Below are 26,348 nucleotides of genomic sequence, written 5' to 3'. Positions count from 1 at the left end.
ATCAGGCGGCGCGGCGGGCCAGCAGATAGAGGCTGGCAAAAGGGCTGCCGTCGAAACCCGTGCCGGGCTCGGTCTCTTCGGCCTCGACGCTCAGGCCCGCCTGCTCCAGCGCGCAGCGGAATTCGACCGGAGCGACATAGGTGTAAAGCCGCCCGATCCGGTCGCGCGCCTCGCCCTGCCCCTGTTTCATCGCGACCGCGAAGATCCCGCCCGGACGCAGCGCGCGGGCAATGGCGGCCAGATGCGCGGGCAACGCCGCGCGCGGCGCGTGCAGCAGGCTGAAATGGGCCCAGATCCCGTCGAAGGCGGCCTCGGCCGCGAGGTCTGCAAAGCCCGCGACCTCGACCTCGATCCCGTAGCGGGCACGGGCGGCGGCGGCCATTTCGGGGCAGGCGTCAAGGGCGGTGACGCAAAGCCCCGCCGCCGCCATCTCGGCCGCCGCCCAGCCCGGCCCGCAGCCCAGATCGAGCGCGGTGCCGCCCTTGGGCAGGCGCGCGATGAAGGCCGCCAGCCGGTCCTGCGCGACCTGACCGTGATGGATCGCGGAATAGGCTTCGGCCCGGGCCGCGTAGACGGCCAGCGTCTTCGCGTCGCTCACAGCAGCAGCGGCAGCGCGAGGCAGCCCACAGCGACCGCGACCAGCGGCAGGCGCAGCCGCAGCCACCAGGCGGGCGCCAGCCCGATCTTCCAGAAGAAGCCGTCGAGCAAGAGAAGCCCCAGATAGCCCCCGATCAGCGCGACAAGGCTGCTTTCGGGGCCGCCGCCCACCATCAGGAAGGCCCAGATCGCGGGCAGGGCCGAAAGCCCGTAGGCCGGGCCAGCCACGGGACCGTCAGCGCGGCTGGCAAAGCCCCAGAGGATGCCCGACATGAAGACCAGCAACACCGTGCCGTAGAAGTTCAGCAGGTAGATCCCCATGAAGCGGGGGCCGACGGTCTGGATGCCGATATCGAAAAGGCCCGGCACGGTCGCGCTGAGCGTGCCCCACAGAAGCGGCGCGAGCCCGGCCAGGCCCAGCAGACGCGGCGCGCGGGGAATGCCGGTCATGCTTTCTCGAAGGCCAGTTTCAGGCCGAGCCCGGCGAAGACGGCGGCAAAGCCCCGGTTCATCCAGGCCATGACCCGGGCACTGGCCAGCAGCCGGTCGCGGGCGGCGGCGGCGAACAGCCCGTAGCCCAGAAAGACCGCCAGCGTCAGGCCCATGAAGATCCCGCCCAGCGCCAGCATCTCGGCGGTAGCCGTGGCCGGATTGCCCGACAGGAAGGGCGGCAAGAGCGCCAGGAAGAAGATCGAGAGCTTGGGATTGAGAATGTTGATCAGCGCGCCGCGCAGGGCGATGCGGAAAAAGCCGTCGCGCCCGGCCCGTTCGCCGATCTGCAGCGCGCCGCCCTGCCGCACGGCCTGCCAGGCCAGATACAGCAGATAGGCGACGCCCGCGAACTTGACGATCTGAAAGAGAACCGCCGAGGAATGCAGAAGCGCCGCCAGCCCCAGCATGGCGGCGGCCAGATGCGGCACGATGCCGAGGGTGCAGCCCAGCGCGGCAGGCAGCGCGGCCCGGCGCCCCTGACCCAACGACATCATCAGCGTGTAGACGACGCCCGTGCCCGGGGCCAGAACCACCACCAGCGCGGTCAGCAGGAACTGCGCCGAGAGCATCAGGCCAGCTCGCGCACGATGCGCGGCAGGCGGAACTCGATGGTCTCGTCGGCGGTCACGACCTCTTCGACACTCAGGTCGAACCGGTCGCGGAACGCCTGTACCACTTCCTCGATCAGCACGTCGGGGGCCGAGGCCCCGGCGGTCAGTCCGATGGCCGAGACGCCCTCGAGCGCGCGCCAGTCGATATCGGCGGCGCGCTGCACCAGTTGCGCGTAGTCGCAACCCGCATTGGCGGCGACCTCGACCAGACGGCGCGAATTCGACGAGTTCGGCGCGCCGACCACCAGCAGCGCCTGCACCCTGGGCGCCACCGTCTTGACCGCGCCCTGGCGGTTGGTGGTGGCGTAGCAGATGTCTTCCTTGTGCGGCCCCTCGATATTCGGGAACCGCGCCTTCAGCGCCGCGACCACGCCCACGGTGTCGTCGATCGACAGCGTGGTCTGGGTGATGTAGGCCAGCTGGTCGGGATCGCGCACCTCGAGCCCCGCAACCTCGTCGGCGGTCTCGATCAGCAGCACCTCGCCCTCGGGCAGCTGGCCCATGGTGCCGATGGTCTCGGGGTGGGCGCGATGGCCGATCATCACCATCTGCTTGCCGTTCTCGTGATGGCGCTGAGCCTCGAGATGGACCTTGGACACAAGCGGGCAGGTCGCGTCGACATAGACCATCGCGCGGCGCTCGGCCTCGGCCGGCACCGCCTTCGGCACGCCATGGGCCGAGAAGATCACCGGCCGGTCGGGCGGGCAGTCGTCCAGGTCCTCGACGAAGACGGCACCCATGTCGCGCAGCCGGTCGACCACGAACTTGTTGTGGACGATCTCGTGACGGACATAGACCGGGGCGCCCCATTTCCCGAGAGCGGCCTCGACGATCTTGATCGCGCGATCGACACCGGCACAGAAGCCCCGGGGGGCGGCAAGATAGAGAGTCAGCGGGGGCTTGGTCATGGGCTCTGTCTCCTGTTCGACTGTCAGAGGTAAACCCGGCCGGGCCGCAGGTAAAGTCCGGGGCTCAGCCAGAGGCCGCCGCGGTGGCCCAGGCAAGCGCGGCATATCGCCCGGTCTTGGCCAGCGTGACCAGCAGCACGAACAGCCAGACCGGCGTGCGCATCATGCCCGCGACCACCGTGAAGGCATCGCCAAAGGGCGCCCAGCTCAGCAGAAGCGACCAGACGCCCCAGCGCCCGTACCAGCGTTGCGCCCGGGCAAGCTGCGCCTCGCTGGCAGGAAACCAGCGGCGGTGGCGGAACCTCTCGATGCCGCGGCCGAGCACGTAGTTCACCACGGCCCCCAGCACATTGCCGATGCTGGCCACCAGGATCAGCCAGCCGATGCCGATCTGCCCGGCCAGTTGCAGCCCGACGAAAACCACCTCGGACTGGAATGGCAGGATCGTCGCGGCCCCGAAGGCCGCGGCGAAAAGCGAGACAAGCTGAAGGGTGACGGCGGTGACGGGCATCGCCTCATCAAATGAGATGCGACGCCCGTCTTTCAAGCACGCTGCGAGCACGGAACCGGGTCACGAAAAGGGGACGAGACAGGGGCCCCGCGGGCGGTCAGGGGTCAGTCGTTCTGGGCCAGCTCCGACCGGGGCTCGGCGCGGGGTTCGCGCGGCGGACGGCCGATCACCTCTTTCAGTTCGTCCAGCTCGATGAAATTGTCCGCCTGGCGACGCAATTCGTCGGCGATCATCGGAGGCTGGCTGCGGATGGTCGACACGACCGAGACCCGGACTCCCTGGCGTTGCAGGCTCTCGATCAGGGGCTTGAAGTCGCCATCGCCCGAAAACAGGACGATGTGATCGACCCGGGGGGCCAGCTCCATGGCATCGACGGTCAGTTCGATATCCATGTTGCCCTTGACCTTCCGGCGGCCCTGGCTGTCGGTGTATTCCTTCGCGGGCTTCGTCACCATGGTGAAGCCGTTGTAGTTCAGCCAGTCGACAAGCGGCCGGATCGGAGAGTAATCGTCGTTCTCGAGCAGGGCGGTGTAGTAGAACGCCCGCAGCAATTTGCCGCGGCGCATGAATTCCTGTCTCAGGAGCTTGTAGTCGATGTCGAAGCCAAGTGCCTTTGCGGCCGCATAAAGGTTCGATCCATCAATGAACAGCGCCAAGCGCTCGTCTCTGTAAAACATCGTTGGTCCTTCTGGTCAGCGCCCGCCGGACGAACGCCGAGAGTGGAACGTGGTAAGGCGCGTGCTTGAAAAACGAAGTCCTGCGGGCTGCCGATGAACATGTAAGGATAGCACCCTATGCCGCAACCAGAAAAATCAACCCCGTCCCGGCCAAAAGGACTGGTTGCCCTCGGCGGCAATGTCGCTTTCGGCGGAGGTTCGCCTGAATCGACCCTGGCCGCGGGCCTCGTCGCGCTGGACAGCGAATCGGTGCACGTCGCAAGGATCAGCCGATTTTACCACACGCCCAGCGTGCCCGAAGGGTCCGGCCCCGATTTCGTGAACGCAGTTGTAGAGATCGCGACCGACCTTGAGGCCCCGGCCCTGCTGGCCCGGCTGCACGCGATCGAGGCCCGGTTCGGCCGCGAACGCCATACCCGCTGGGCGCCGCGGACGCTCGATCTCGATCTGCTCGATCTCGGCGGCGCGGTGCTGCCCGATGCCGCCACCCAGGCGCACTGGATGGCGCTGTCGCCCGAGACGCAGGCACGCGAGGCGCCGGACCGGGCCATCCTGCCCCATCCGAGGATTCAGGATCGGGGGTTCGTGCTGGTGCCGCTCGCCGAAATCGCGCCGGACTGGCGTCACCCGGTGCTGGACCGGACCGCGGCAGAGCTGCTGACCGCCCTGCCAGAGGCCGAAATCGGACGGATTTCCCCGGTTTCCGGCCCTTGGACAGGTGTATCCGCTCTTGTCAAGACCTATCCAACCCAATAGATAGGGGCTTCAACTTTCCAATGGAGCGGAGAGACCCATGGCCCGCGTGACGGTCGAAGATTGTGTCGACAAGGTACCGAACCGGTTCGAGCTGGTGATGCTTGCCGCCCATCGCGCCCGCGAAGTCGCTTCGGGTGCGAGCCTCACCGTGGACCGCGACAACGACAAGAACCCGGTGGTGGCGCTGCGCGAAATCGCCGAGGAAACCCAGTCGGCCGACGATCTGCGCGAGCGGATGATCGAGGCGCACCAGACCCAGATCGAGGTCGACGAACCCGAAGAGGATTCGATGGCGCTTTTGATGGGCAGCGGCGCGGTCAGCGAACCCGACCGCCCGTCGGACGACGACATGTCGGAAGAAAAGCTCCTGCGCGCGCTGATGGAAGCACAGGGTCAAAAGTAGGACGGCCGGGGCGCGGACGGATTTGGCGATCCGGCGCGCCCCCCTTCAAGATGGCGACCAGATGATCGACGTCGAAGACCTGATCTCGCTGGTCCACAACTACAACCCCCGCACGGACGAAGACCTGATCCGCCGCGCCTATGCCTATGGGCGCGAGATGCATGCCGGCCAGCTGCGCCGGTCGGGCGAGGAATATTTCATGCATCCGGTCGCGGTCGCCGCGATCCTGACCGAACAGCGGCTGGACGATGCGGCCATCGTCACTGCGTTGCTGCATGACACCATCGAGGATACCAAGTCGACCTTCTCGGAGATCGAGCGCCTGTTCGGCCGCGAGGTGGCCGAGCTGGTCGACGGGGTGACCAAGCTGACCAACCTGCAGCTTGCCTCGAACGAGACCAAGCAGGCCGAGAACTTCCGCAAGCTCTTCATGGCGATGTCGAAGGACCTGCGGGTCATCCTCGTCAAGCTGGCGGACCGGCTGCACAACATGCGCACGATCAAGTCGCTGCCGCCCGAAAAGCAGGTCCGCAAGAGCCACGAGACCATGGACATCTATGCGCCGCTTGCCGGCCGGATGGGCATGCAGTGGATGCGCGAGGAGCTGGAGGACCTGGCCTTCCGGGTGCTGAACCCCGAGGCGCGCAACTCGATCATCCGCCGTTTCATCACGCTGCAGCGCGAATCCGGCGATGTGATCCAGCAGATCACCCAGGACATCCGCAAGGAACTGGACCGCGAGGGGATCGAGGCCGATGTCTTCGGCCGGGCCAAGAAGCCCTATTCGATCTGGCGCAAGATGGAAGAGAAGGGCCAGGGCTTCTCGCGGCTGTCGGACATCTACGGCTTTCGCGTGATCACCCAGACCGAAGGCGACTGCTACCGTGTGCTGGGGGCGATCCACCAGCGCTGGCGCGCGGTGCCGGGGCGGTTCAAGGACTATATCAGCCAGCCCAAGTCGAACGGCTACCGCTCGATCCAGACCACCGTGTCGGGGCGCGACGGCAAGCGGGTCGAGGTGCAGATCCGCACCCGGCAAATGCACGAGGTGGCGGAATCGGGCGTGGCCGCGCACTGGTCCTATCGAGATGGCGTCAGGGCCTCGAACCCCTTCGCGGTCGATCCGGCCAAATGGCTCGCCTCGCTGACCGAGCGGTTCGAGACCGAGGACCATGACGAGTTTCTCGAGCATGTGAAGCTCGAGATGTATTCCGATCAGGTGTTCTGCTTCTCGCCCAAGGGCGATGTGGTCAAGCTGCCCCGGGGCGCCACGCCGCTGGATTACGCCTATGCGATCCACACCCGGATCGGCGACAGCTGCGTCGGCGCCAAGGTCGATGGCATCCGCGTGCCGCTGTGGACCCGGCTGAAGAACGGCCAGTCGGTCGAGATCATCACCGCCGAGGGCCAGCGCCCGCAGGCGACCTGGATCGATATCGTGGTCACCGGCCGCGCCAAGGCCGCGATCCGCAAGTCGCTGCGCGAGGAAGACCGCGAGCGGTATATCAAGCTGGGGCGCGAACTGGCGCGGGTCGCCTTCGAACATCTGGGCAAGAAGGCCACCGACAAGGCGCTTCGGACGGCGGCCAAGACCTTCGGGCTTTCCAGTTCGGCCGAGCTGCTGGCCCGGCTCGGCTCGGCCGAGCTGCGCGCCCAGGACGTGGTCGAGGCGCTGTACCCCGAGCTTGCCAACACCACCGGCGACGAGATCGACGCGACCCGCGCGGTGATCGGCCTCAGCCCGGACGAATCCTTCACCCGTGCGCCCTGCTGCCAGCCGGTCCCGGGCGAACGGATCGTCGGCATCACCTATCGCGGCCGGGGGGTGATCGTGCATGCGATCGACTGCCCGGTGCTGGAGAAATTCGAGGAACAGCCCGACCGCTGGGTCGATCTGCACTGGCATTCGGGCAAGCACCCGGCGGTGCATAACGTGGGCTTCCTGCTGACAATCCGCAACGATGCCGGCGTGCTCGGCCGGATCTGCACCCTGATCGGCGAACAGAAGGCCAATATCTCGGATCTCGAATTCGTCGACAAGAAGCCCGATTTTTACCGCTTGCTTGTTCAAGTGGATCTGCGGGACGTCGAACATCTTCACACCGTGATGACCGCCCTTGAGGCCGAAAGCGACGTGGCCGAGATAGAGAGATACCGAAACCCCGAGCGCGCGATGTAAGGGGCCACCCGCCGGAAAGGACCCAAGGCTTGGTATTCAAGCGCCGCGACAGACGAAGCGTCGGCAAGATCCTGCTCGACAGCGTGTATCCGCGCGGCGGATGGGGACGGGCGGCCTATTACATCTCGCACCGCCTGCGCCGCCTGCCCGACACGCCGAACAAGATCGGCCGCGGCATCTTTGCGGGCGTCTTCGCGACCTTCACCCCGTTCTACGGCCTGCATTTCGTGATCGCCGCGGTGCTGGCCAAGGCGATGCGGGGCAACATCCTGGCCAGCCTTCTGTCGACGCTGGTCGGCAATCCGCTGACCTATGTGCCGATCGGGGTGGCGTCGCTGAAGCTGGGGCACTTCCTCCTGGGCACCCGCTTCGACGAGAATGTCGACGAGACGCTCGTGGCCAAGTTCACCGGCGCCGCGCTCGATCTCAAAAGCAACCTGATCGCGCTTTTCACCGATGCGGTGCCGCACTGGGCGCGGCTGTCGACCTTCTATCACGAGGTGTTCCTGCCCTACATGGTGGGCGGCTGCATCCTCGGTGTGGTCGCCGGGCTGATCTCGTACTATGTCAGCGTTCCGGTGCTGACTGCGTATCAGAACCGCCGCCGCGGGCGGCTGAAGAAGAAACTGAGCGAGCTGCGCGCGGCCGCCGCGGTCAAGGCGGAAGACCGGGGCTGACGCCCCTGCCCCACCTGACGCAGGCCAGGCGCGCCCCAGAGGAGAGAAACGATATGGCAGCGACCGGCAACGCGCTTCGGCTCGGCGTCAACATCGACCATGTGGCCACGGTGCGAAACGCCCGCGGGTCGGCCTATCCCGACCCGGTCCGGGCGGCGCAACTGGCCGAGGCGGCCGGGGCCGACGGCATCACCGCGCATCTGCGCGAGGATCGGCGGCATATCTCTGACGCCGATATCGACGGTCTGATGGCGGCGCTGCGGGTGCCCCTGAATCTCGAGATGGCGGCCACCGACGAGATGCAGGCGATTGCGCTCCGGCACCGCCCGCATGCGGTCTGCCTGGTGCCCGAACGGCGCGAGGAACGCACCACCGAAGGCGGGCTCGACGTCGCCGGAGACGAGACGCGGCTGGCCCGGTTCATTGCGCCGCTGGCCGAGGCGGGCTGCCGGGTGTCGCTGTTCATCGGCGCCGATGCCGCCCAGGTCGAGGCCGCGGCGCGGGTCGGCGCGGCGGTGGTCGAGCTGCATACCGGCGCCTATTGCGACCTGCACCACGAGGGCCGGTTCGAGGCCCGCGACGCCGAACTGGCGCGTCTCGCCGCCATGGCGACGCATGCGCAGGGTCTGGGGCTCGAGGTCCATGCGGGTCACGGGCTGACCTACGACACCGTGGCGCCGATTGCCGTCCTGCCCGAGATCCGCGAACTGAACATCGGACATTTCCTGATCGGCGAGGCAATCTTCCTCGGCCTCGAGGCCTCGATTGCCGGAATGCGTTCGCGGATGCAGGCCGCTCGGGGCTAGACGCTCGCGCCCGGCTGCGCAGGTCGGGCGGCCCTGTCGCTTTCGCGTCGGTTCGGACGCCGACAGGCCCGCGCCGCGCTAGGTTCCCAGGGCCTTCAGCAAGGCCGCCGCCGCAGCCTGTTCGGCCTGGCGCTTGGCACCGGCGGTGGCCCGGGCCTCTTCGCCGGTTTCAAGCCGGGCCGCAATGGTGAAGACCGGCGCGTGGTCGGGGCCTTCGCGGGCGATCTCGACATAAAGCGGCGGCTGCAGCCCGCGCGCCTGCGCCCATTCCTGCAGCGCGGTCTTGGCATCGCGCGCATCCGGCTTGACCTTGTCGATCCGCGCGCCCCAGAGCCGCAGCACCATGTCGCGCGCGATCTCGAACCCGGCGTCGCGATAGACCGCTGCGATCACCGCCTCCATCGCATCCGCCAGCAGCGCCTCCTTGCGGCGCCCGCCCGACATCATCTCGGACCGGCCGAGCTTCAGCACATCGCCCAGCCCGATCTCCCGGGCGACATCGGCGCAGGTCTCGCGGCGCACCAGTGCGTTGAAGCGCGGCGCAAGCTGGCCCTCCGAGGCGGCCCGGTCGGCCTTCAGCAGCGCCTCGGCCATCACCAGCCCCAGCACCCGGTCGCCCAGGAATTCCAGCCGCTGATTGTCGGGGCGGGTCGGGCTCGACAGCGAGGAATGGGTGACGGCGCGCAGCAAAAGCTCGGGCCGGGCGAAGTCATGGCCCAGCCGCTTCGAGAAGGCGACCAGATCGGCGGCGAGTTTCACGGTCAGTCGATTGCCTTGAAGAACCGGTCGGGGCGCCAGGTCCAGATGAAGAACAGCGACCGCCCGGCCGACGAGAACATGATCCGGTCGGCCCGGCCGATCAGGTTTTCGGCGGGCACGAAGCCGACGCCGCCATTGGCCTGAGCATAGCGGCTGTCGCGGCTGTTGTCGCGGTTGTCGCCGAGGACGAAATATTCGCCTTCGGGGACGGTAAAGACCGGCGTCGTGTCGCGCGCGCCGTTAGCGGTGATGTTCAGCACAGCGTGGCTCACGCCATTGGGCAGCGTCTCGATCGAGCGGCCCTTCATGCAGGTGCCGCCGATGCCGACCGGCGCGTTCTCGCATTCCGGGTAATAGCCCATCGGCCCCTGCTTTTCGTAGGGCTCCTTGAAGATCCCGGCGGGTTCGACCTTGACCGCCTCGCCGTTGATGTAAAGCACGCCGTCGCGCATCTGCACGGTATCGCCCGGCAGGCCGATCAGCCGCTTGATGTAATCCGAATTGCTGACCGGGTGGCGGAAGACGACCACGTCGCCGCGCTCGGGTTCCGAGCCCATGATGCGGCCCGAGAAGGGGCAAAGCCCGAACGGGCAGGAATAGCGCGAATAGCCATAGGCCATCTTGTTGACGAAGAGGAAATCGCCGATCAGCAGCGTGTCCTTCATGCTGCCCGACGGGATCCAGAACGGCTGAAAGAACAGCGTGCGGAAGATGCCCGCGATCAGCAGCGCCCAGAAGATCGTCTTGACCGTCTCCCAGAGACCGCCGCCCGCCTTTTCGTCCGTCTTCGCCATTCGCCCGGTCCTGCCTTGTAGCCGCGCCGAGAGACGGCGCCGGAAATGCCCCCGCTTCATGGGCGCGCCCGCCCGGCCTGTCAAGGCGACCGACACCCTGCCCCCCGATCCGGGGGCCGGCGACGGCCACGCGGCCCGACTAGCCCTTGGGCCGCGCCTCGATCACCACGAAGGCCTGCGCCCAGGGGTGGTCGTCGGTCAGCGAGACATGGACGATGACCTCATGCCCGGGCGGCGTCATCTCGGCCAGCCGCTCGGCCGCCCAGCCGGTCAGCCGCATCACCGGCTGTCCGGTCGGCAGGTTGGTGACCGCCATGTCCTTCCAGGAAATCCCCATTCTCAGCCCGGAGCCCAGCGCCTTCGAACAGGCCTCCTTGGCGGCCCAGCGCTTGGCATAGGTGCCCGCGGCATCGGCCCGGCGCTCGGCCTTGGCCTGCTCGGCCTCGGTAAAGACGCGGGTCCGGAACCGGTCGCCGAATCGCTCCAGCGTCGCGGCGATGCGTTCGATATTGGCCAGATCGGTGCCGATACCCAGGATCATGCGCAAGGCCTCCGTCCGGCGCGGGCGCAGCGCGGCGGCACGCCGCGCTGCCGGGCCCAGCGGGAGGCGACGCGGCAGCGGCGCCGACGGGCGGGAGCGCCCCCGTCCCCGGCGGGACGGAAAATCGGAACGGGCAAAACGCTGCGCATCGGGGTCTCCGGATCGGTCGGTTCGCCCGGCTTTACGCCACCCTGTGCGGTCAGGCAAATCCCCAGCCGCCGCGACGGTTGCGTTTCGGCGCCAATGGCGCTTGGCTCGAACCGGACGAACCCGCAGAGGAGAGCGTCATGCGGCTGGAAGACCGGGCAAGCGAGGCCTTCGCCCATCTCGCCAATGCCCCCGGGGCCAGATCCGACCCGAAGGGCACCGCCCGGGCAGTCGCGGCGGCGCTGGAGGCGGCGCCCGACGATCTCGACATCCGGCTCGGGGCCTACCGGTTCTATTTCTACACCCACCGCTTCGCCGAGGCCGTCCCCCAGGCCGAGGCGATCCTGGCCCAGACCGCCCGACGGCTGAACATCCCCGCCGACTGGCGCGCGGTCGGCCCCGCCGACGCGGCCTTCAGCGCGCCCGAGACCGCGCCCGGGCTCTATCTGCAGGCGCTGATCGCGCTGGCCTATTGCCATATGCGGCTCGGCGACATGACGCTGGGATGGGCCTATCTCGACAAGGCGCTGAGCCTCGATCCGACCGACCGCTTCGCGGCATACCGGCTGGTCCGCGCCGCCGATCCCCCCACCGAGGAAGACGAGGACGACCCGGCGGGAGCTTCGGGCCGACGCGCCTCCGGCTGCGACAACCCGCGCAAATGAAATCTCTCCGATGCTTCTTACATCAGCCCCATGGCGGGACCCGGAACCGGCAGCCCGCTTCGGAAAAATCCACAACAGGAGAGCCCCCATGTCCAATGACCAGACCATCAAGGACCTTCAGACCGCGCTCGAAATGGAAATGACCGCGGGCCATCAGTACCAGTTGCATGCGCAGGTGCTCGACGACTGGGGTCTCGACCTGCTCGCCGCGAAGATGCGCGAAGAGATGCTCGAGGAAATCGGCCATTCCGACCTCTTCATGGAACGGATCATCTTCCTTGGCGGCACGCCCGAGATCCGCTTCCAGAAACAGCCGGTGCGCGCGGAAAGCCTCGAACAGATGTTCGAGATGGATGCCGCCGACGAACAGGAAGCGATCGACGTCTACAGCAAGGCCGCGCAACGCGCCGCCGAGGTGGGCGATATTGGCAGCCGGGCGCTTTTCGAGAAGATCGTGCTGGACGAGGAAGGCCACAAGGGCTGGCTCGACACCCAGCTGGCGCTGCTCAAGCGTCTCGGCGAACAGGCCTACAGCGCCAAGCAGGTCTCGGGACCGGGCGCCGGCGAGGACTGAGGCTCCCTGCCCGCATCCGGCTGGCGCCGGGGTCGCTTATCGCGTAAAGCCCGGGGCTGAACCGGAGGTCTACGCGCATGAGCACACGCAGCGGATTCGTCGCCCTGATCGGAGAGCCGAATGCGGGCAAGTCCACCCTGCTGAACCGGATGGTCGGGGCCAAGGTCTCGATCGTCACCCACAAGGTCCAGACCACCCGCGCCCGGATCCGGGGCGTGGCGATGGAAGGCGACGCACAGATCGTCTTCGTCGACACGCCCGGGCTGTTCCGGCCCAGACGTCGGCTCGACCGGGCGATGGTGGCTGCCGCCTGGGGCGGGGCCGCCGATGCCGATATCGTCGTGCTGCTGATCGAGGCCCATCGCGGCCGGACCGACGGCGTCGACGGAATTCTGGAGGCGCTGCGCGAGCGGGCCGCCGGGGGCCAGACGGTGGCCCTGGCCATCAACAAGATCGACCGGGTCAAGGCCGAGGCGTTGCTGGCACTTTCGGCCGATCTGAACGAGGCCTATCCCTTCGCCCGCACCTTCATGATCTCGGCCGAACGGGGCCACGGGGTCGAGGACCTGCGCGCCTGGCTGGGCGAAACCCTGCCCGACGGCCCCTGGCTTTACCCCGAGGACCAGATCGCCGACCTGCCGATGCGGATGATCGCGGCCGAGATGACCCGCGAGAAGCTGACGCTGCGGCTGCATCAGGAGCTTCCCTACGAGCTGACCGTCGAGACCGAGAAATGGGAAGACCGCAAGGACGGCTCGACCCGAATCGACCAGGTGATCTATGTCGCGCGCGACGGCCACAAGGGGATCGTGCTGGGCCACAAGGGCGAGACCGCGAAGGCCATCGGTCAGGCCGCCCGGGCCGAGATTGCCGAATTCCTCGGCCGTCCCGTGCATCTGTTTCTGCATGTGAAAGTGCGCCCGAACTGGCTCGAGGACTCGGAGCGCTATTCCGAGATGGGCCTCGACTTCCGCGACGGAGACTGACCCGGCGCCTCTTCCGCGCATCCTGCGCCGGGCGCCCGCCCCCCCCGTGCCCGGTACGCAACGTCGTCTTTTGCGCGACGAGGTCCCCGGGGGGCTGTTCAGCGAACGGTAACCACTTAACCTGATTGAGATAGTCGCGCGCCCGTCGGACGCGTAGGATGATCTTGGCGCAGACCGTCAAACGCGTGGCGGACGGCCGGTTGCGACCGCAATCTGCGGACGTCTCCTTTCGACGGAACTCTTGCGACGGAGTTGACGATGATAACGACGGTGAGTCTCCTGGGCCTGATGGCGGCCGGCGCAACGGCCGATCTGGACGACAGCGTCGGATCTCACGCCCAGGGCGATGACGATAGGGACGGCGCTCTGCCGGACGACGCCGCGCGAGACCCCGCGCCCGACAGCCTGATCGCCTTGCAGGATCTCGACGCCGCATTGCTCGGCGCGCCGCAGGATACCGCCCCGGCTGGCGGCACCGAAGACCTGTCGCGCCCCGACGAGCTTCTGTTTTCCTGGCTGTCCGGCGATGCCGATAGCGAGGATGCGGACGACGCCCATTTCTCGGATGCCGATCTTTCGCCGCAGGACGGCGAAGACCTGCTGGCCGAACTCGACCGGGCCGCCAGTGCCGAAATGGCCGCCGCGGCACCTGACGGCGTCCTGGACGACAGGCTTCTGGCCGATGACGGCCTGGCCGACGGAGAGGACGGCTTTTCCATCGGGGACCTTTTCGATGACGGCGAAGCCCTGCCCACGCTGATCGAGGATTACGACCAGACCGCTGACGCGCTGTTCGTGGTCTATGACAGCGCCGCCCATCCCGACCCGGTGCTGTCGATCGGTGCCGCGGACAGCGGAGCGGAAGACGCGCTGATCTCGATCGACGGCATGCCGCTTGCCATCGTCGCGGGAGCTGCGGCCACCCTGCGGCCCAGCCATCTGAGCCTGGTGCCCGACACGCTGCTATCCGACGCGCTGGCCGCCGGGGCCTGACCGACCGGCCTTGCGTCCCGTGCCAGACCGGCCGACCCGGGACCCGGTGGCTTCCGCCATCCGGTCTGTCCCGTCGTCGCACTGTCTCGGCCACTGCGACGGACCGGATGGCGGCAAGTTCCGCTTTCAAAATGCCCGCGAATCCCCTATACGCCCGCATCCGCCCCGCACTGGGGCGGCACTCTCTCCAAGGGCCTCGCTGGACGACATCCCGGCTTGTGCCATCACCCTCAGACAAGGAGACCCCGATGTCGATCACTGCCGAAGAAAAGACCCGCCTGATCAAGGAATTCGGCGCCAAGGACGGCGATACCGGTTCGCCGGAAGTCCAGGTCGCGATCCTGACCAGCCGGATCAACACGCTGACCGAGCACTTCAAGACCCACAAGAAGGACAACCACTCCCGCCGGGGTCTGCTGAAGCTCGTCGCCCAGCGCCGGAAGCTTCTGGACTATCTCAAGGGCAACAGCGAGGACCGCTATCAGGACCTCATCAAGCGCCTCGGCATCCGCCGCTGAGCCAGGCCGCAGCGCCCGACACGAAAACCGCGTCCCGAGGGGCGCGGTTTTTTCTTGTGCGGCGCGCGTCTTGTCCGCTGTCCCGGCCGGGCCTGATGCCCGGCGGGGATCAAGCCACGGTCAGCTGGCCAGCCCCATCTGGGTCAGCGTGCCGTCCAGCCGGAATTCGGCGGCGAAGGCATGGGGCATCGCCGTGTCGCGAAAGCCCAGATCCAGCACGACGGCGGTTCGGTCGCGGGTCCAGATCGAATTGACATCGAGCGCCAACCACAACGTCTCGGCATCGACGGCGGCGGCATCGGGCGCGGCCGGGAACATCGCCGCGAAAATCTCGGGCTCGTTCTCGTAAAGCCAGGCCGGCACATCGGCGGCGACCCGGTCGTAATTGTCCAGAAAATGCTCGCGCGCCGTTTCGATATGGCGCGGCAGCCGGTCCAGGAACTCGGACAGCGCGGCCATGGTCTCGCGATCCTGCACCGTCGCCAGAACGTCGAGCCCGGCCGGACGGACGATGCCCGGTCCGACCGGCAACGTCGCCTGGCCATCTTCCAGCGGGATCGTCCCGAATGCGGTCGTTTCCATAAGGTTAACTCCTTTGAACCCGTTAAGGTGAGTCGACGCCCCCTGATTACCCGCAAACATCCAAGAAAATTTTACACTCACCAGACCGAACTGGGCATATCCGGTTTTCGGTCAGTGCAATTGCCGCGCATTGGCAGGGATACGCGCCACGACGCGGGGCATTAACGACTTCGTCCTTTCCAAACGGCGCGATTTTCCTTATGTCGCACGCATCTGAGACGTTGTGCCCGGACCCCGGCACTCGAGAGGATAGGAGGGGTCGGCGGCAATGGGGCCGCCATTTCAACGGGAGACCCGGGAACGCCCGGGAGGGCTCCCTTACAGGATACGCTGAATGTTCAACGTGACGACCAAATCGATGCAGTGGGGGGAAGAGACCCTCACGCTGGAGACGGGCAAGGTTGCCCGTCAGGCCGACGGGTCCGTGATCGCCACCCTGGGCGAAACCTCGGTCATGGCCAACGTGACCTTCGCCAAGGAACAGAAGGAAGGGCAGGATTTCTTCCCGCTCACCGTCCACTACCAGGAAAAATACTATGCCGCGGGCAAGGTGCCCGGCGGCTTCTTCAAGCGCGAGGCGCGGCCGTCCGAAAAAGAGACGCTGACCGCCCGCCTGATCGACCGTCCGATCCGTCCGCTGTTCGTGCCGGGCTTCAAGAACGAAGTTCTGGTCATGTGCACCGTGCTGAGCCACGATCTTGTCAACGATCCCGACGTGGTGGCGATGATCGCCGCCTCGGCCGCGCTGACGATCTCTGGCGTGCCGTTCATGGGGCCGATCGCCGGCTGCCGCGTCGGCTTCGTCGATGGCGAATACGTGCTGAACCCCGATGTCGAGGACATGCAGGGGCTGCGCAGCAATCCCGACCAGCGCCTGGACCTCGTGGTCGCGGGGACCCGCGACGCGGTGATGATGGTCGAATCCGAGGCCTATGAGCTGACCGAGGAAGAGATGCTGGGCGCGGTGACCTTCGCCCATGACAACATCAAGCCGGTCTGCGACCTGATCGTCAGCCTGGCCGAAGCCGCCGCGAAGGAACCCTTCGACTTCACCCCGCCCGACTATTCCGAGCTTTACGCCGCGGTGAAATCGGTCGGCGAAGAGAAGATGCGCGCCGCCTACGGCCATACCGACAAGATGGAACGCATCGCCGCCGTCTCGGCCGCCAAGACCGAGATCAAGGCCGCGCTGAGCGAAGAGCAACTGGCCGACCCGAACCTCGGTTCGGCGATCAAGAAGCTGGAATCGACCGTGCTGCGGTCGGACGTCGTCAAGAACGGGCGCCGGGTCGATGGCCGCTCGCTGACCCAGGTTCGCCCGATCGTCAGCGAAGTGGGCCTGCTGCCGCGGACCCATGGTTCGTCGCTGTTCACCCGCGGCGAAACCCAGGCGCTGGTCGTGACCACGCTGGGCACCGGCGATGACGAGCAGATCATCGACGCGCTGCACGGGAACTATCGGTCGAACTTCCTGCTGCACTACAACTTCCCGCCCTATTCGGTCGGCGAAGTTGGCCGTGTCGGCAGCCCGGGCCGTCGCGAGATCGGCCATGGCAAGCTGGCCTGGCGCGCGCTGCAGGCGGTTCTGCCGGCGCCGACCGACTTCCCCTACACCATCCGCGTGGTGTCCGAGATCACCGAATCGAACGGCTCGTCCTCGATGGCAACCGTCTGCGGCGGCTCGCTGTCGATGATGGATGCGGGCGTGCCGCTGAAAGCCCCGGTGGCCGGTGTGGCCATGGGTCTGGTGCTGGAAGAGGACGGCTCCTTCGCGGTGCTGACCGACATTCTTGGCGACGAGGATCACCTCGGCGACATGGACTTCAAGGTCGCGGGCACCGAGAAGGGCATCACCTCGCTGCAGATGGACATCAAGGTGGCGGGCATCACGCCCGCGATCATGGAAAAAGCCCTGGCCCAGGCCAAGGACGGCCGGATGCATATCCTGGGCGAGATGTCCAAGGCGCTGACCGAAGCTGGCGAATTCTCGGCCTATGCGCCGCGGATCGAGACCATGACCATCCCCACCGACAAGATCCGCGAAGTGATCGGCTCGGGCGGCAAGGTCATCCGCGAGATCGTGGAAGTGTCGGGCGCCAAGGTCGACATCAACGATGACGGCGTGATCAAGATCGCGTCGGCCAATGGCGATGCGATCAAGAAGGCCTATGACATGATCTATTCGATCGTGGCCGAGCCGGAAGAAGGCAAGATCTACAAGGGCACCGTCGTCAAGATCGTCGATTTCGGCGCCTTCGTGAACTTCTTCGGCAAGCGCGACGGCCTGGTCCATGTCAGCCAGATCGAGAACCGCCGCCTGAACCATCCGTCGGATGTTCTGAAGGAAGGTCAGGAAGTCTGGGTCAAGCTTCTGGGCTTCGACGATCGCGGCAAGGTGCGCCTGTCGATGAAGAGCATCGACCAGACGACCGGCGAAGAAGCTCCGAAGGAAAAGGATGCCGAAGCCGAGGAATAAGGCTTCGGGACTGTCCGGACAGGGAGGCGCGGGCCGCGAGGGCCGCGCCTCTTTCCGTTTCCGGGAAAGACGGTTAGCCGGCTAGCCCTTCGCGATGCCGTCCGGGGTCCAGAACGCGCCGTTCTTGCGCGCGGCCCGGATCAGCGCCTTGTGGCGGCGCATCTTCTCGGGGTCGGCATAGGCGCGCGGGTGATCGAGATGCACCAGAGGTGCCGAATAGCGCAGATGCACGCCCTTCACCCCGGCATTGTTCAGCCGCACGCCCAGATGCTTGTCCTGCCCGCCATATTTGATCGTCTCGTCATAGCCGTTGATCTTCAGCAGATCTTCGCGCCAGACCGAGGCATTGGCGCCGCAAAGCGCCCGCGTCACCGGCGAGAGCCGGTCGAAGAGCGCCATGACCGGCACCGGAAACGGCCGGGTCTTGAGCCAGATCGACAGCTTGCGGATCGCGCGGTGTTCCGCCAGCCAGCGGCGGTCGAAGACGGTGCCGTCCCGCACCAGTTCGGGAGTGACAGCGGCGGTCGCCTCGGCGTCCAGCCGGATCAGGCTGCCGGTCGCGAACCGCCCCGGCCGGGTCAGCGCCAGATGCCGCCCGACGAAATCGGGATGGATCAGCACATCGCCGTCGATGAAGACGATGACCTCGGCCTCGGAGCTGGCAATGGCCTTGTTCAGGATCGCGCCCTTCTCGAAGCCGCGATCCTGGTGCCAAAGATGGCGGACCGCCAGGTCGGGATGGGCGGCGGCGAAGTCCTCGATCGCCGCCTTCGTCTCGGGGCCCGAGCCGTCATCGGCGATGCAGATGCTGCCCGGCCGCACCCGCTGGCAAGCCACCGACTCGAGGCAGAGCGCCAGCGAGCGCGGGTTGTTGTAGGTCGAAAGGATCAGTTCGGATCGCATCGCTGGCCCCCGGGGACATGACGTTCCCCAGATAGGCGCTCCTCCCGGCAAAGCCAAGCGGGAGGAGCGGCCGGGCTTAGCTGGCGCGTTTGACCTTGCGCAGATAGGGGAAGATCTCGTCGACCTCGCCGAACTGCGCCCGCGCGTCCTCGGTCGAAACCGACAGGCCGACGATCACGTCCTCGCCGGGACGCCAGTTGGCGGGGGTGGCGAAGGGGCCGGTCTTGTTGCCCTGGATCGCGTCCAGCACGCGCAGGATCTCGTCGAAATTGCGGCCCACGGTCATCGGATAGATCAGCATCAGCTCGATCTTCTTGTCGGGATTGATGATGAAGGTGGTCCGCACAGTGGCAGAATCGTTCGGGGTGCGGCCGTCGGGCAGATAGGCCTCGGCGGGCAGCATGTCGTACAGCTTGGCGACCTTCAGCCCGTCATCGGCGATGATCGGGAAGGACGCATCGCAACCGGCATAGGTCTCGATATCGGCCTTCCATTTCAGGTGCTCTTCGACCGGGTCGACCGACAGGCCGATGATCTTGGCGTTGCGTTTCGCGAACTCGCCCGAGAGCCGGGCGGCGGCGGCGAATTCGGTGGTGCAGACCGGGGTGAAGTCCTTGGGATGCGAGAACAACACCGCATAGCTGTCGCCGATCCAGTCATGGAAGTCGATCTGACCTTCGGTCGTGTCGGCGGTGAAATTCGGGGCAATATCGTTGATGCGGAGAGCCACGGGAGAAGTCCTTTTCGGCCAATGAAGCGCGTTCCAGTCCTTAGATAGGTTCCAGTTTCTGCACTTGCATCCCCTTTCTTGCTGCAACCGCAAATTGGGCAGGATCAGGGGCGTGGCGGTTCAGAACGGCGCTTTCGCGGCGAAATTCATGCCCGCGCCGCCATCGGGATGGCGCAACCGCAGCGCCTCGGCATGCAGCATCAGCCGGGGCGCCTCGCGGGCCGGGCCCTCGGCATAGAACGGGTCGCCGAGGATCGGATGGCCCAATGCCAGCATGTGGACCCGCAGCTGGTGGCTGCGCCCGGTCTTCGGGAACAGCCGGACCCGGGTCGCGGTCTCTTCATAGCGCACGACGCGCCAGTCGGTGACCGCCGGGCGGCCGTTCTGATGGTCGACCATCTGCCGCGGCCGGTTCGGCCAGTCGACGATCAGCGGCAGATCGACGGTCCCGGTCTTGGGCTCGAGCCGTCCCCAGACCCGGGCGACATAGGTCTTCCTGGTCTGCCTCTTCTCGAATTGCAGGCCCAGATGGCGCTGGGCATGGGGCGTCAGCGCAAAGACCATGACCCCCGAGGTGTCGCGGTCGAGCCGGTGCACCAGCAGCGTTTCGGGAAAGACCGCCTGCAGCCGCGCCAGCAGGCAATCGGCCAGATCCGCGCCCTTGCCCGGCACCGACAGAAGCCCCGGCGGCTTGTTCGCCACGAGGATCTCGTGATCGTGGTGCAGGATCTCGAGCGGCGTGTCGGGAGGCGCGTAGCTGTCCATGGGCCGCGCGGTAGCGGGTTCGGAGGGACGGTGCAAGCTCAGAGCGCCGAGGCGCCCAGCAGGACGCCGTACAGGATGAAGCAGGCTGCCAGGACCTGCCGCAGCCGGGTATTCATCACCGCCCCAAGCGCAAGCCCGCCCAGCCAGGCGCCCAGCGCGGTATAGGTGCTGTAGGACAGCGCCGTCAGCGTCAGCGCGGTCGGCACGATGGCGGTCATCTGATTGGCAATGGGCACGCCCGGCTCGACGAATTGCGAGAAGGCGGCGAGGTACCCGGCCACGCTTTTCGCGTTCACCGTCGCGATCAGCAAGGCACGGGTATAGATCGAGGCGCCGGTCGCAGGCCGGGGCGCCACCGCGATGGCCGCATTGCGCCAGCCCCGCACGCCCAGCCAGATGAGCACCGCAGCCCCCGCCAGCTTGGCCCAGGCAAAGACCGTGGGGCTGGCCGCGATCAGCGCGGTGATGCCCGCCGCCGACAGCGTCAGGAACAGCGCCGCCTGGGTCAGGATGCCCGCCACCCCCCAAAGCGCACGCGGCAGGCCATGGCTCATGCCGTTGGTGATGCAGTTGACCGCGTTCGGCCCGGGCGTGGTGACAAAAAGCGCCCAGAAAACCGCAAAGACCGCCCAGGCCCCGAGGCTCATCGGGCGAAGGTCTGGGCCAGCAGCCGCGCCAGCCCCTCGGCATCGGTGGCATCGAAGGCGGCAGGCCGGTCGCTGTCGATATCGAGCACGCCCAGAAGCGCCCCCGACGCGTCATGGACGGGCAGCACGATTTCCGAGCGAGTGGTCGAGGAACAGGCGATATGCCCGGGGAAGGCCTCGACATCCTCGACGATCTGGGTCTTTCCGGTCCGGGCCGCCGCGCCGCAGACGCCCCGCGAGAACGGGATCGTCAGGCAGCCATGGCCGCCCTGATAGGGACCGATCTTGAGCGTCTCATCCCCCACATGACGATAAAAGCCGGTCCAGTCGAAGCGGTCGTCGGCATGGTGCAGTTCGCAGGCCATGGTCGCCATCAGCGCAACCGGATCGGTCTCGCCCTCGGTGAGGGCCGCCAGCGTTTTCGAGAGGGCGTCATAGTCGATGCGCAAGAGAGGGTCCTTTCGTCGGAAGCGCCACGTTGCGACAGACCCTCGCCGATCCGCGCGGCTCTGTCACGCGCCCGCGTGCTGCGCGTCGTCACGTGCGGGTGTTCCCCCCCGCCTCGCCCCCTTCTTGCCTGCGCCCCCGGACAGTCCGCCGCGTCCGCGCCCTCTTGCGTTTTGCCGCAGCGGTGCTTTCCTGGCCCCATGGCCAGGCTCGTTCTTCTCCACAAGGCGGACTCGATCTACGAGGACGAACCGGACGTCGTCTACGATTTCCCGCGCCCCTATCTGAAGGCGATGCAGGCGGCGGTCGGCGACTGGATCGTCTATTACGAGCCCGTCAGGGCCGGGCCTCGCGGGTATTTCGCGGTGGCGAAGATCGAGCGGGTGATCCCGAAGCCCGGCGCCGAGGGGCGGTTTCTGGCGCTGATCGCCCCGGGCAGCTTTCTGGAGTTCGACCGCGCGGTGCCGCGCCTTCTGGACGGGCGGCCGCTTGAATCGGCACTGGCCGGACCGGACGGGCGGCCCAAGCCGGGCGGCGCCACGCAACTGGCGGTGCGCCGCCTGCCCGAGGCCGAGTTCGCCCGGATCGTGGATCTGGGCCTGCCGCAAGATCTGGAGCGGCTCGAAGAGACCCGCTACGATCCGCCGGGATCGGGGGACGGGCTGGCCGAGCCCGCCGCCGCCTTTGCGCGCCCGGTGTTGGAGCGCCTGACCCGCCGCCCCTATCGGGACGTGGCCTTCCGGCGCAAGGTCCGCGACGCCTATGATTACCGCTGTGCGATGTCGGGGCTTCGCCTGCGCAATGGTGGCGGACGGCCCGAAGTCCAGGCGGCGCATATCCGGCCGGTCGAGCGGCAGGGCAGCGACTGGGTGCGCAACGGGCTCGCGCTGTCGGGCACGCTGCACTGGATGTTCGACCGCGGGCTGGTTTCGGTCGCCGAGGATGGCGAGACGATCCTGGTGTCGCGCAACAAGGTTCCGGGCGATGTGGTCGCGCGGCTGATCCGCCCCGAGGGCCGGCTGATCCGCCCGGCCGACCCGCGGAACCTGCCCCATCCCGCCAATCTGCGCTGGCATCGGGAGAACGTTTTCGGCCAGGTTCTGGCGGACGGCCCGGCGCCCTGGGACTGAGGTTTTTTGAGGGGGCGCTGGTTTTTTGAGGGGGCGCTGCCCCGGCCGCTGACGCGGTTCAGATCATCTGATCGCCGGGCGGAAAAATAGCAATCTTTTTCAGTAGGTTGCAATGGGATTGGTTCACACGGCTCGATACCGATTGGGCCGATTTGGGCCGGAAACGCCGCAAAACACCCAAAGGTTCAGTAAAAAATCCAATGATATCAATGGGAGCTTGCAGGGATCGTCAAGCTGAGACTTAACGCTTGATGGTCGTTGTCGCGGGCAAAATGCGGAAGTGCCGCCCAACGAATTGCCGGTGGACGTCGTCGGCTCGGTCAAGCGCAACGCGCATAGTGAAGTCCGAGAGCGCATCGGAACCGGGCTCGAGTTCGGCAAAGGTTCTTGAAAGCTCCGGGTCCGACTTGAGGCCGCGTGGAAGCTTGATGACCCCGTCAACGGCGGCTCTGTGCGCGGCCTTCTCCGTCATCTCATAGAACTCGCCGAATACCAGGGCATCCGTGCTGATATTCAACGCTCTCGCAAGCGAACCGCTCCGGGTTTGGCGGAGGCTGATTGACGTTGGTTACGCGGTCATGGCTTCGGTTTCCAGAGCTGCATAGAAGTTGGCCTCGGCTTCTGCGGGCGGGATGTTCCCGATGGGCTCGAGAAGACGGCGGTTGTTGAACCAGTCCACCCATTTGAGCGTCGCGTATTCCACGGCTTCTCAGCTGCGCCATGGGCCGCGGCGGCGGATGACCTCAGCCTTGAACAGGCCATTGACCGTCTCGGCCAAGGCGTTGTCGTACCTGTCGCCGACGCTGCCCACCGAGGGGTCGATACCGGCCTCCGCCAAGCGCTCAGTGTAGCGAATAGACAGGTATTGGAGCCCCTGTCGCTGTGGTGAACCACCCCCATGCCCTTTCCGGGGCGGCGATCATGCACCGCCTGTTCCAGGGCATCGAGAACGAACCCCGCATGCGCCGATCTGCCGACGCGCCAGCCAACGATCTTGCGAGCATAGGCATCGATGACGAAGGCGACATAGACGAAACCCTTCCAAGTGGCGACATATGTGAAATCCGACACCAACGGCATGTTCGGTGCCGGAACACGGAACTGGCGGTTCACCTTGTCCAGCGGACACGGCGCCTTCTTGTCGGGGATCGTCGTTCGATGCGGCTTGCCCCTGATAATGCCTTGAATACCCATGCTCTTCATCAGCCGCGCGACCGTGCAGCGGGCGGCATCGAAGCCCTCGCGGCGCAGCTGGTGCCAGATCTCGCGCCCGCCGTAGACGCGCCAGTTCTCTTCAAGAACACTGCGGATCTCGGGCGCAGGGCTTCATCGAGGCGGGCGCGGTCCGACAGGCGAGCTGGATCAACCCGCGTCGCCAGATGATCATCGCAGGTGGATGGGGCGATCGGCAGCACGTCGCAGATCGGCTCGACCCCGTGCGCATCCCGGTGCGCGTCGATGAAGCCCACCATCCCTTCGACCAGCGGTCGAGTTCCGCCATCGCAAAATACGCTGACGCCTTGCGCAGGATCTCGTTCGCCTGACGCAGATCGCGGTTCTCCCGTTCCAGGGCCCTCATCCGCTCAGCCATCTCGCTGGAGACGCCCGACCGCTTGCCGCCATCAACCTCGGCCGTCTTGACCCAATCGTTCAGGGTCTGCGGCGCACAGCCGATCTTCGCCGAAATTGACATGACCGCCTGCCGCCGCGATCCATGCTGACCCTCATTGTCCAGGGCCAACCGCACCGCACGTTCACGCATTTCCGGAGAAAACTCGTTCGTCGTCTAGCTCATGATGCTCCACCTTGCTCTGGAGTTGGAGCCTCCGGCAAAACCGGAGCGGTTCAAGACGGCTCCACGGGGTATTTCGGCCAAGAAGAAGGGTCAGGCGCGCTCAATGGCCATCGCCGTGCCTTCGCCGCCGCCGATGCAGATCGCAGCGACGCCGCGCCGGAGCCCGCGCGTTTCGAGCGCGTTCAGCAAGGTGACGAGGATGCGCGCCCCCGAGGCGCCGATCGGATGGCCGAGCGCGCAGGCGCCGCCATTGACGTTCATCCGCTCGCGCGGGATGTCGAGTTCGCGCATGAAGGCCATCGGCACCACGGCAAAGGCCTCGTTCACCTCCCAGAGATCGACATCACCGACCGACCAGCCGATGCGGTCCAGCAGCTTGCGGGCGGCGGGCACCGGGGCAGTCGTGAACCAGCCCGGCGCCTGGGCATGGCTGGCATGGCCGAGGATCCTGGCCCGGACCGGCAGGCCGCGGGCCTCGGCCTCGACACGGGTCGCGAGGATCAGCGCGGCCGCGCCGTCCGAGATCGAGGAGGCGTTGGCCGGGGTGACGGTGCCGTCCTTGCGGAAGGCGGGTTTCAGCTGCGGGATCCTTTCGGGGCGGGCAAGGCCGGGCTGTTCGTCCTCGCGCACCACCGTCTCGCCCTTGCGCCCGGCGACCGTGACCGGAACGATCTCGGCCGCGAAGGCGCCCGAGGCCTGTGCCGCCAGCGCGTTCGAAAGCGAGCCCAGAGCATAGTCGTCCTGCGCCTCGCGGGTGAACTGGAAAGCCTCGGCGCAGTCCTCGGCGAAGGTGCCCATCAGGCGGCCCTTGTCATAGGCATCCTCGAGCCCGTCGAGGAACATGTGATCGACCGCGCGGCCATGGCCGATCCGGGCGCCGCCGCGCATCGCGGGCAACAGATAGGGGGCGTTGGTCATGCTTTCCATGCCGCCCGCGCAGAGGATGCGGGCCGCCCCCAGCGCCAGCCGGTCATGGGCGATCATCGCCGTCATCATGCCCGAGCCGCACATCTTGTTGAGTGTGGTCGCGGGCACCTCCTCGCCCAGCCCGGCCCGGAACCCCGCCTGCCGCGCCGGAGCCTGGCCCTGGCCCGCCGGGAGCACGCAGCCCATCAGCAGCTCGTCCACCGTGTCGACCCCGGCGCCGTCAAGTGCCCCGCGGATCGCGGCACCGCCCAGACCAGGCGCATCGAGCGCCGCGAAGGCGCCCTGGAAGCCGCCCATCGGGGTGCGCGCGGCCCCGCAGATTACCACCTCGTCCATGCCATCCTCCCGTCCATTTCCCAACGTACACTTACCGAATGGTAAGGAATGGCGTCTAGCCTCGACGAGGTGTAAGCAGGAGTCAGGACGGCATGAAACTGCAATCCCAGCTGCGCGGCGACGCTGTTCATGTTGTCGTCGACGAGGAAAGGATCGATTCCGCGGTCGCCATCCGCTTCAAGGAGGCGGTCCGCGAACAGGCGGCGGACGGACCCGCACGGGTCGTGCTGGACCTGCGCAATGTCGAATTCCTGGACAGTAGCGGCCTTGGCGCCGTCGTCGCGGTGATGAAGCTGATCGGCGCGGGCCGCCAGCTGGAGCTGTGCAATCTCACGCCCAATGTCGACAAGGTGTTCCGGCTGACGCGGATGGACCGCGTCTTCACCATTCACGACACCCACGAAAGCGCCTTCCCCGAAAGGCAAACGATCGCATGACCCTGTCGCGCGCGCCCGATGGGGAAGCGGATGGATCCGACTCCGCTGAGGATGCGTCGGTCGGCGCCCCCGTCGAGACCCGCCCCCCGCTGATCATAGAGGCGACTCCGCTGGGCGTGCGGGCGGCCCTGAAAGAGATGCGCGCGCGGTTCGGATCGTCAATCACCGCAGACGGGACGCTCGGCATGGCCGAAACCGTGCTGGCGGAGGTCCTGAACAATATCGTCGAACATGCCTATGCCCGCGACCGGGACGGCCCGATTGAATTGCGGCTTGCCCGCGAAGGGGTCTGGTTGCAGGTCGACGTGCGCGATTACGGCCGCCCGATGCCCGGCGAAAGCCTGCCCGATGGCAGCATGCCGGGACCGGATATTCTGGCCGACGACGCCCCTGAAGGCGGATTCGGCTGGTTCCTGATCCGGGCCTTTGCCCGGAACCTTGACTATACACGACAGGCGAACCAGAACCGGCTGACCTTTTCGGTGCCGCTCTGCGAAGAGCCCTAGGCTCCAGACTCATTGATCGTCAAAGCCAGAAGATGACGGTTGCGGCGAGGGCTATGGCGGAGAGGAAGGTCTT

The 26,348-nt window shown here is 66.7% G+C and carries 31 protein-coding genes, 1 pseudogene and 1 other annotated feature; of the genes and pseudogenes, 14 read left to right on the top strand and 18 right to left on the bottom strand.

The window, feature by feature from the left end; translation table 11 throughout:
• Position 1 precedes the first annotated feature (1 nt).
• The 6 genes from DSD19_RS17955 to DSD19_RS17930 all read right to left on the bottom strand — a co-directional run bounded on the left by DSD19_RS17955 (position 2) and on the right by DSD19_RS17930 (position 3,796).
• Entirely contained in the window at positions 2-598 is a 597-nt protein-coding gene (locus tag DSD19_RS17955) for a bifunctional 2-polyprenyl-6-hydroxyphenol methylase/3-demethylubiquinol 3-O-methyltransferase UbiG (protein ID WP_113670602.1), read from the bottom strand.
• On the bottom strand, positions 595-1,047 hold the full coding sequence (locus DSD19_RS17950; RefSeq protein ID WP_113670601.1) for a DUF3429 domain-containing protein: 453 nt from the start codon (positions 1,045-1,047) through the stop codon (positions 595-597). Before DSD19_RS17950 ends, DSD19_RS17955 begins: the two co-directional genes overlap by 4 nt.
• Positions 1,044-1,658, bottom strand: a complete 615-nt coding sequence (locus tag DSD19_RS17945; RefSeq protein WP_075787223.1) for a LysE family translocator — start codon at positions 1,656-1,658, stop codon at positions 1,044-1,046. Before DSD19_RS17945 ends, DSD19_RS17950 begins: the two co-directional genes overlap by 4 nt.
• A complete protein-coding gene (ispH, locus tag DSD19_RS17940) occupies positions 1,658-2,608 on the bottom strand; it encodes a 4-hydroxy-3-methylbut-2-enyl diphosphate reductase (RefSeq protein ID WP_113670600.1) in 951 nt (316 codons plus the stop codon). The genes DSD19_RS17945 and ispH overlap by 1 nt, the downstream gene beginning before the upstream one ends.
• Before the next feature lie 64 nt (positions 2,609-2,672).
• Complete coding sequence (locus DSD19_RS17935; protein WP_113670599.1) at positions 2,673-3,119, bottom strand: YqaA family protein; 447 nt, start codon at positions 3,117-3,119, stop codon at positions 2,673-2,675.
• A gap of 104 nt (positions 3,120-3,223) precedes the next feature.
• A complete protein-coding gene (locus DSD19_RS17930) occupies positions 3,224-3,796 on the bottom strand; it encodes an NYN domain-containing protein (RefSeq protein WP_113670598.1) in 573 nt (190 codons plus the stop codon).
• A 117-nt stretch (positions 3,797-3,913) separates the two neighbouring features.
• On the opposite strand from DSD19_RS17930, the gene folK reads away from it, so the two are divergent.
• From folK to DSD19_RS17905, 5 genes are all read left to right on the top strand, one after another.
• Positions 3,914-4,552 carry a 2-amino-4-hydroxy-6-hydroxymethyldihydropteridine diphosphokinase gene (folK, locus tag DSD19_RS17925; RefSeq protein ID WP_113670597.1) on the top strand — a complete coding sequence of 213 codons (639 nt, stop codon included), beginning with the start codon at positions 3,914-3,916 and terminating at the stop codon, positions 4,550-4,552.
• 37 nt (positions 4,553-4,589) lie between these two features.
• Positions 4,590-4,955 carry a DNA-directed RNA polymerase subunit omega gene (rpoZ, locus tag DSD19_RS17920; RefSeq protein ID WP_075787228.1) on the top strand — a complete coding sequence of 122 codons (366 nt, stop codon included), beginning with the start codon at positions 4,590-4,592 and terminating at the stop codon, positions 4,953-4,955.
• 61 nt (positions 4,956-5,016) lie between these two features.
• Positions 5,017-7,134 carry a bifunctional (p)ppGpp synthetase/guanosine-3',5'-bis(diphosphate) 3'-pyrophosphohydrolase gene (locus tag DSD19_RS17915; protein ID WP_075787693.1) on the top strand — a complete coding sequence of 706 codons (2,118 nt, stop codon included), beginning with the start codon at positions 5,017-5,019 and terminating at the stop codon, positions 7,132-7,134.
• Positions 7,135-7,163: 29 nt separating this feature from the next.
• Positions 7,164-7,811, top strand: a complete 648-nt coding sequence (locus tag DSD19_RS17910; RefSeq protein WP_075787229.1) for a DUF2062 domain-containing protein — start codon at positions 7,164-7,166, stop codon at positions 7,809-7,811.
• A 53-nt stretch (positions 7,812-7,864) separates the two neighbouring features.
• Entirely contained in the window at positions 7,865-8,617 is a 753-nt protein-coding gene (locus tag DSD19_RS17905) for a pyridoxine 5'-phosphate synthase (protein ID WP_113670596.1), read from the top strand.
• Between the two features lie 78 nt (positions 8,618-8,695).
• Here the strand turns inward: DSD19_RS17905 and rnc are convergent, their stop codons facing one another.
• The 3 genes from rnc to acpS form a co-directional block, all read right to left on the bottom strand.
• Entirely contained in the window at positions 8,696-9,376 is a 681-nt protein-coding gene (gene rnc, locus DSD19_RS17900) for a ribonuclease III (RefSeq protein WP_075787231.1), read from the bottom strand.
• A 2-nt stretch (positions 9,377-9,378) separates the two neighbouring features.
• The gene (lepB, locus tag DSD19_RS17895) at positions 9,379-10,170 is read right to left on the bottom strand and encodes a signal peptidase I (protein ID WP_113670595.1); all 792 of its coding nucleotides are present in this window, start codon (positions 10,168-10,170) and stop codon (positions 9,379-9,381) included.
• A 139-nt stretch (positions 10,171-10,309) separates the two neighbouring features.
• Complete coding sequence (gene acpS / locus DSD19_RS17890; protein ID WP_113670594.1) at positions 10,310-10,711, bottom strand: holo-ACP synthase; 402 nt, start codon at positions 10,709-10,711, stop codon at positions 10,310-10,312.
• Between the two features lie 287 nt (positions 10,712-10,998).
• On the opposite strand from acpS, the gene DSD19_RS17885 reads away from it, so the two are divergent.
• The 5 genes from DSD19_RS17885 to rpsO all read left to right on the top strand — a co-directional run bounded on the left by DSD19_RS17885 (position 10,999) and on the right by rpsO (position 14,594).
• Complete coding sequence (locus DSD19_RS17885) at positions 10,999-11,523, top strand: hypothetical protein (protein ID WP_113670593.1); 525 nt, start codon at positions 10,999-11,001, stop codon at positions 11,521-11,523.
• An 88-nt stretch (positions 11,524-11,611) separates the two neighbouring features.
• Positions 11,612-12,097: a bacterioferritin gene (locus DSD19_RS17880; protein ID WP_113670592.1), complete on the top strand. Its 486-nt coding sequence runs from the start codon at positions 11,612-11,614 to the stop codon at positions 12,095-12,097.
• A 77-nt stretch (positions 12,098-12,174) separates the two neighbouring features.
• Entirely contained in the window at positions 12,175-13,083 is a 909-nt protein-coding gene (gene era, locus DSD19_RS17875; protein WP_113670591.1) for a GTPase Era, read from the top strand.
• Positions 13,084-13,341: 258 nt separating this feature from the next.
• Positions 13,342-14,076: a hypothetical protein gene (locus DSD19_RS17870; RefSeq protein WP_113670590.1), complete on the top strand. Its 735-nt coding sequence runs from the start codon at positions 13,342-13,344 to the stop codon at positions 14,074-14,076.
• A gap of 248 nt (positions 14,077-14,324) precedes the next feature.
• Positions 14,325-14,594: a 30S ribosomal protein S15 gene (rpsO, locus tag DSD19_RS17865; RefSeq protein WP_113670589.1), complete on the top strand. Its 270-nt coding sequence runs from the start codon at positions 14,325-14,327 to the stop codon at positions 14,592-14,594.
• 120 nt (positions 14,595-14,714) lie between these two features.
• Here the strand turns inward: rpsO and DSD19_RS17860 are convergent, their stop codons facing one another.
• Positions 14,715-15,176, bottom strand: coding sequence for a hypothetical protein (locus tag DSD19_RS17860; protein ID WP_113670588.1), 462 nt, complete (start codon positions 15,174-15,176; stop codon positions 14,715-14,717).
• Between the two features lie 334 nt (positions 15,177-15,510).
• On the opposite strand from DSD19_RS17860, the gene pnp reads away from it, so the two are divergent.
• Complete coding sequence (gene pnp, locus DSD19_RS17855; protein ID WP_075787240.1) at positions 15,511-17,652, top strand: polyribonucleotide nucleotidyltransferase; 2,142 nt, start codon at positions 15,511-15,513, stop codon at positions 17,650-17,652.
• An 81-nt stretch (positions 17,653-17,733) separates the two neighbouring features.
• On the opposite strand, the gene DSD19_RS17850 is transcribed toward pnp, so the two are convergent.
• From DSD19_RS17850 to DSD19_RS17830, 5 genes are all read right to left on the bottom strand, one after another.
• Positions 17,734-18,555, bottom strand: a complete 822-nt coding sequence (locus DSD19_RS17850; RefSeq protein ID WP_113670587.1) for a glycosyltransferase — start codon at positions 18,553-18,555, stop codon at positions 17,734-17,736.
• A 76-nt stretch (positions 18,556-18,631) separates the two neighbouring features.
• Complete coding sequence (locus tag DSD19_RS17845) at positions 18,632-19,285, bottom strand: peroxiredoxin (RefSeq protein ID WP_113670586.1); 654 nt, start codon at positions 19,283-19,285, stop codon at positions 18,632-18,634.
• A 120-nt stretch (positions 19,286-19,405) separates the two neighbouring features.
• On the bottom strand, positions 19,406-20,050 hold the full coding sequence (locus tag DSD19_RS17840) for a pseudouridine synthase (RefSeq protein WP_113670585.1): 645 nt from the start codon (positions 20,048-20,050) through the stop codon (positions 19,406-19,408).
• Positions 20,051-20,088: 38 nt separating this feature from the next.
• Entirely contained in the window at positions 20,089-20,697 is a 609-nt protein-coding gene (locus tag DSD19_RS17835; RefSeq protein ID WP_075787244.1) for a LysE family translocator, read from the bottom strand.
• Positions 20,694-21,146, bottom strand: a complete 453-nt coding sequence (locus DSD19_RS17830) for a GAF domain-containing protein (RefSeq protein ID WP_075787245.1) — start codon at positions 21,144-21,146, stop codon at positions 20,694-20,696. Before DSD19_RS17830 ends, DSD19_RS17835 begins: the two co-directional genes overlap by 4 nt.
• Before the next feature lie 198 nt (positions 21,147-21,344).
• On the opposite strand from DSD19_RS17830, the gene DSD19_RS17825 reads away from it, so the two are divergent.
• A complete protein-coding gene (locus DSD19_RS17825) occupies positions 21,345-22,274 on the top strand; it encodes an HNH endonuclease (protein WP_113670584.1) in 930 nt (309 codons plus the stop codon).
• A 241-nt stretch (positions 22,275-22,515) separates the two neighbouring features.
• On the opposite strand, the gene DSD19_RS17820 is transcribed toward DSD19_RS17825, so the two are convergent.
• The 3 genes and pseudogenes from DSD19_RS17820 to DSD19_RS17810 form a co-directional block, all read right to left on the bottom strand.
• Positions 22,516-22,791, bottom strand: coding sequence for a hypothetical protein (locus tag DSD19_RS17820; RefSeq protein WP_113670583.1), 276 nt, complete (start codon positions 22,789-22,791; stop codon positions 22,516-22,518).
• Positions 22,792-22,842: 51 nt separating this feature from the next.
• Positions 22,843-24,036: pseudogene (locus tag DSD19_RS17815) on the bottom strand (IS3 family transposase).
• Positions 23,672-23,788 (bottom strand) — a sequence feature (AL1L pseudoknot). Its footprint overlaps the pseudogene before it by 117 nt.
• A gap of 123 nt (positions 24,037-24,159) precedes the next feature.
• Positions 24,160-25,332, bottom strand: a complete 1,173-nt coding sequence (locus DSD19_RS17810) for an acetyl-CoA C-acyltransferase (protein WP_113670582.1) — start codon at positions 25,330-25,332, stop codon at positions 24,160-24,162.
• A gap of 92 nt (positions 25,333-25,424) precedes the next feature.
• Between DSD19_RS17810 and DSD19_RS17805 the strand changes: the two genes are divergently transcribed.
• Positions 25,425-25,769 carry an STAS domain-containing protein gene (locus DSD19_RS17805; RefSeq protein ID WP_075787248.1) on the top strand — a complete coding sequence of 115 codons (345 nt, stop codon included), beginning with the start codon at positions 25,425-25,427 and terminating at the stop codon, positions 25,767-25,769.
• Entirely contained in the window at positions 25,766-26,275 is a 510-nt protein-coding gene (locus tag DSD19_RS17800) for an ATP-binding protein (protein ID WP_113670581.1), read from the top strand. Before DSD19_RS17805 ends, DSD19_RS17800 begins: the two co-directional genes overlap by 4 nt.
• Positions 26,276-26,348 lie beyond the last annotated feature (73 nt).

Origin of the sequence: Rhodovulum sp. BSW8 (assembly GCF_003314725.1) — a bacterium.
GTDB lineage: Bacteria > Pseudomonadota > Alphaproteobacteria > Rhodobacterales > Rhodobacteraceae > Rhodovulum > Rhodovulum visakhapatnamense.
This window is presented reverse-complemented; position numbering and strand designations above follow the sequence as displayed.

Excerpts from the sequence above, each read along its gene's own strand:
- pnp (WP_075787240.1), top strand. The coding sequence starts at position 15,511 with ATGTTCAACGTGACGACCAAATCGATGCAGTGGGGGGAAGAGACCCTC.
- DSD19_RS17935 (WP_113670599.1), bottom strand. The coding sequence starts at position 3,119 with ATGCCCGTCACCGCCGTCACCCTTCAGCTTGTCTCGCTTTTCGCCGCG.
- DSD19_RS17950 (WP_113670601.1), bottom strand. The coding sequence starts at position 1,047 with ATGACCGGCATTCCCCGCGCGCCGCGTCTGCTGGGCCTGGCCGGGCTC.
- lepB (WP_113670595.1), bottom strand. The coding sequence starts at position 10,170 with ATGGCGAAGACGGACGAAAAGGCGGGCGGCGGTCTCTGGGAGACGGTC.
- acpS (WP_113670594.1), bottom strand. The coding sequence starts at position 10,711 with ATGATCCTGGGTATCGGCACCGATCTGGCCAATATCGAACGCATCGCC.
- DSD19_RS17860 (WP_113670588.1), bottom strand. The coding sequence starts at position 15,176 with ATGGAAACGACCGCATTCGGGACGATCCCGCTGGAAGATGGCCAGGCG.
- ispH (WP_113670600.1), bottom strand. The coding sequence starts at position 2,608 with ATGACCAAGCCCCCGCTGACTCTCTATCTTGCCGCCCCCCGGGGCTTC.
- DSD19_RS17930 (WP_113670598.1), bottom strand. The coding sequence starts at position 3,796 with ATGTTTTACAGAGACGAGCGCTTGGCGCTGTTCATTGATGGATCGAAC.
- folK (WP_113670597.1), top strand. The coding sequence starts at position 3,914 with ATGCCGCAACCAGAAAAATCAACCCCGTCCCGGCCAAAAGGACTGGTT.
- DSD19_RS17905 (WP_113670596.1), top strand. The coding sequence starts at position 7,865 with ATGGCAGCGACCGGCAACGCGCTTCGGCTCGGCGTCAACATCGACCAT.
- rpoZ (WP_075787228.1), top strand. The coding sequence starts at position 4,590 with ATGGCCCGCGTGACGGTCGAAGATTGTGTCGACAAGGTACCGAACCGG.
- DSD19_RS17915 (WP_075787693.1), top strand. The coding sequence starts at position 5,017 with ATGATCGACGTCGAAGACCTGATCTCGCTGGTCCACAACTACAACCCC.
- rpsO (WP_113670589.1), top strand. The coding sequence starts at position 14,325 with ATGTCGATCACTGCCGAAGAAAAGACCCGCCTGATCAAGGAATTCGGC.
- DSD19_RS17835 (WP_075787244.1), bottom strand. The coding sequence starts at position 20,697 with ATGAGCCTCGGGGCCTGGGCGGTCTTTGCGGTTTTCTGGGCGCTTTTT.
- DSD19_RS17840 (WP_113670585.1), bottom strand. The coding sequence starts at position 20,050 with ATGGACAGCTACGCGCCTCCCGACACGCCGCTCGAGATCCTGCACCAC.
- DSD19_RS17945 (WP_075787223.1), bottom strand. The coding sequence starts at position 1,658 with ATGCTCTCGGCGCAGTTCCTGCTGACCGCGCTGGTGGTGGTTCTGGCC.
- DSD19_RS17880 (WP_113670592.1), top strand. The coding sequence starts at position 11,612 with ATGTCCAATGACCAGACCATCAAGGACCTTCAGACCGCGCTCGAAATG.
- DSD19_RS17870 (WP_113670590.1), top strand. The coding sequence starts at position 13,342 with ATGATAACGACGGTGAGTCTCCTGGGCCTGATGGCGGCCGGCGCAACG.
- DSD19_RS17805 (WP_075787248.1), top strand. The coding sequence starts at position 25,425 with ATGAAACTGCAATCCCAGCTGCGCGGCGACGCTGTTCATGTTGTCGTC.
- DSD19_RS17825 (WP_113670584.1), top strand. The coding sequence starts at position 21,345 with ATGGCCAGGCTCGTTCTTCTCCACAAGGCGGACTCGATCTACGAGGAC.
- era (WP_113670591.1), top strand. The coding sequence starts at position 12,175 with ATGAGCACACGCAGCGGATTCGTCGCCCTGATCGGAGAGCCGAATGCG.
- DSD19_RS17800 (WP_113670581.1), top strand. The coding sequence starts at position 25,766 with ATGACCCTGTCGCGCGCGCCCGATGGGGAAGCGGATGGATCCGACTCC.
- DSD19_RS17850 (WP_113670587.1), bottom strand. The coding sequence starts at position 18,555 with ATGCGATCCGAACTGATCCTTTCGACCTACAACAACCCGCGCTCGCTG.
- DSD19_RS17885 (WP_113670593.1), top strand. The coding sequence starts at position 10,999 with ATGCGGCTGGAAGACCGGGCAAGCGAGGCCTTCGCCCATCTCGCCAAT.
- DSD19_RS17810 (WP_113670582.1), bottom strand. The coding sequence starts at position 25,332 with ATGGACGAGGTGGTAATCTGCGGGGCCGCGCGCACCCCGATGGGCGGC.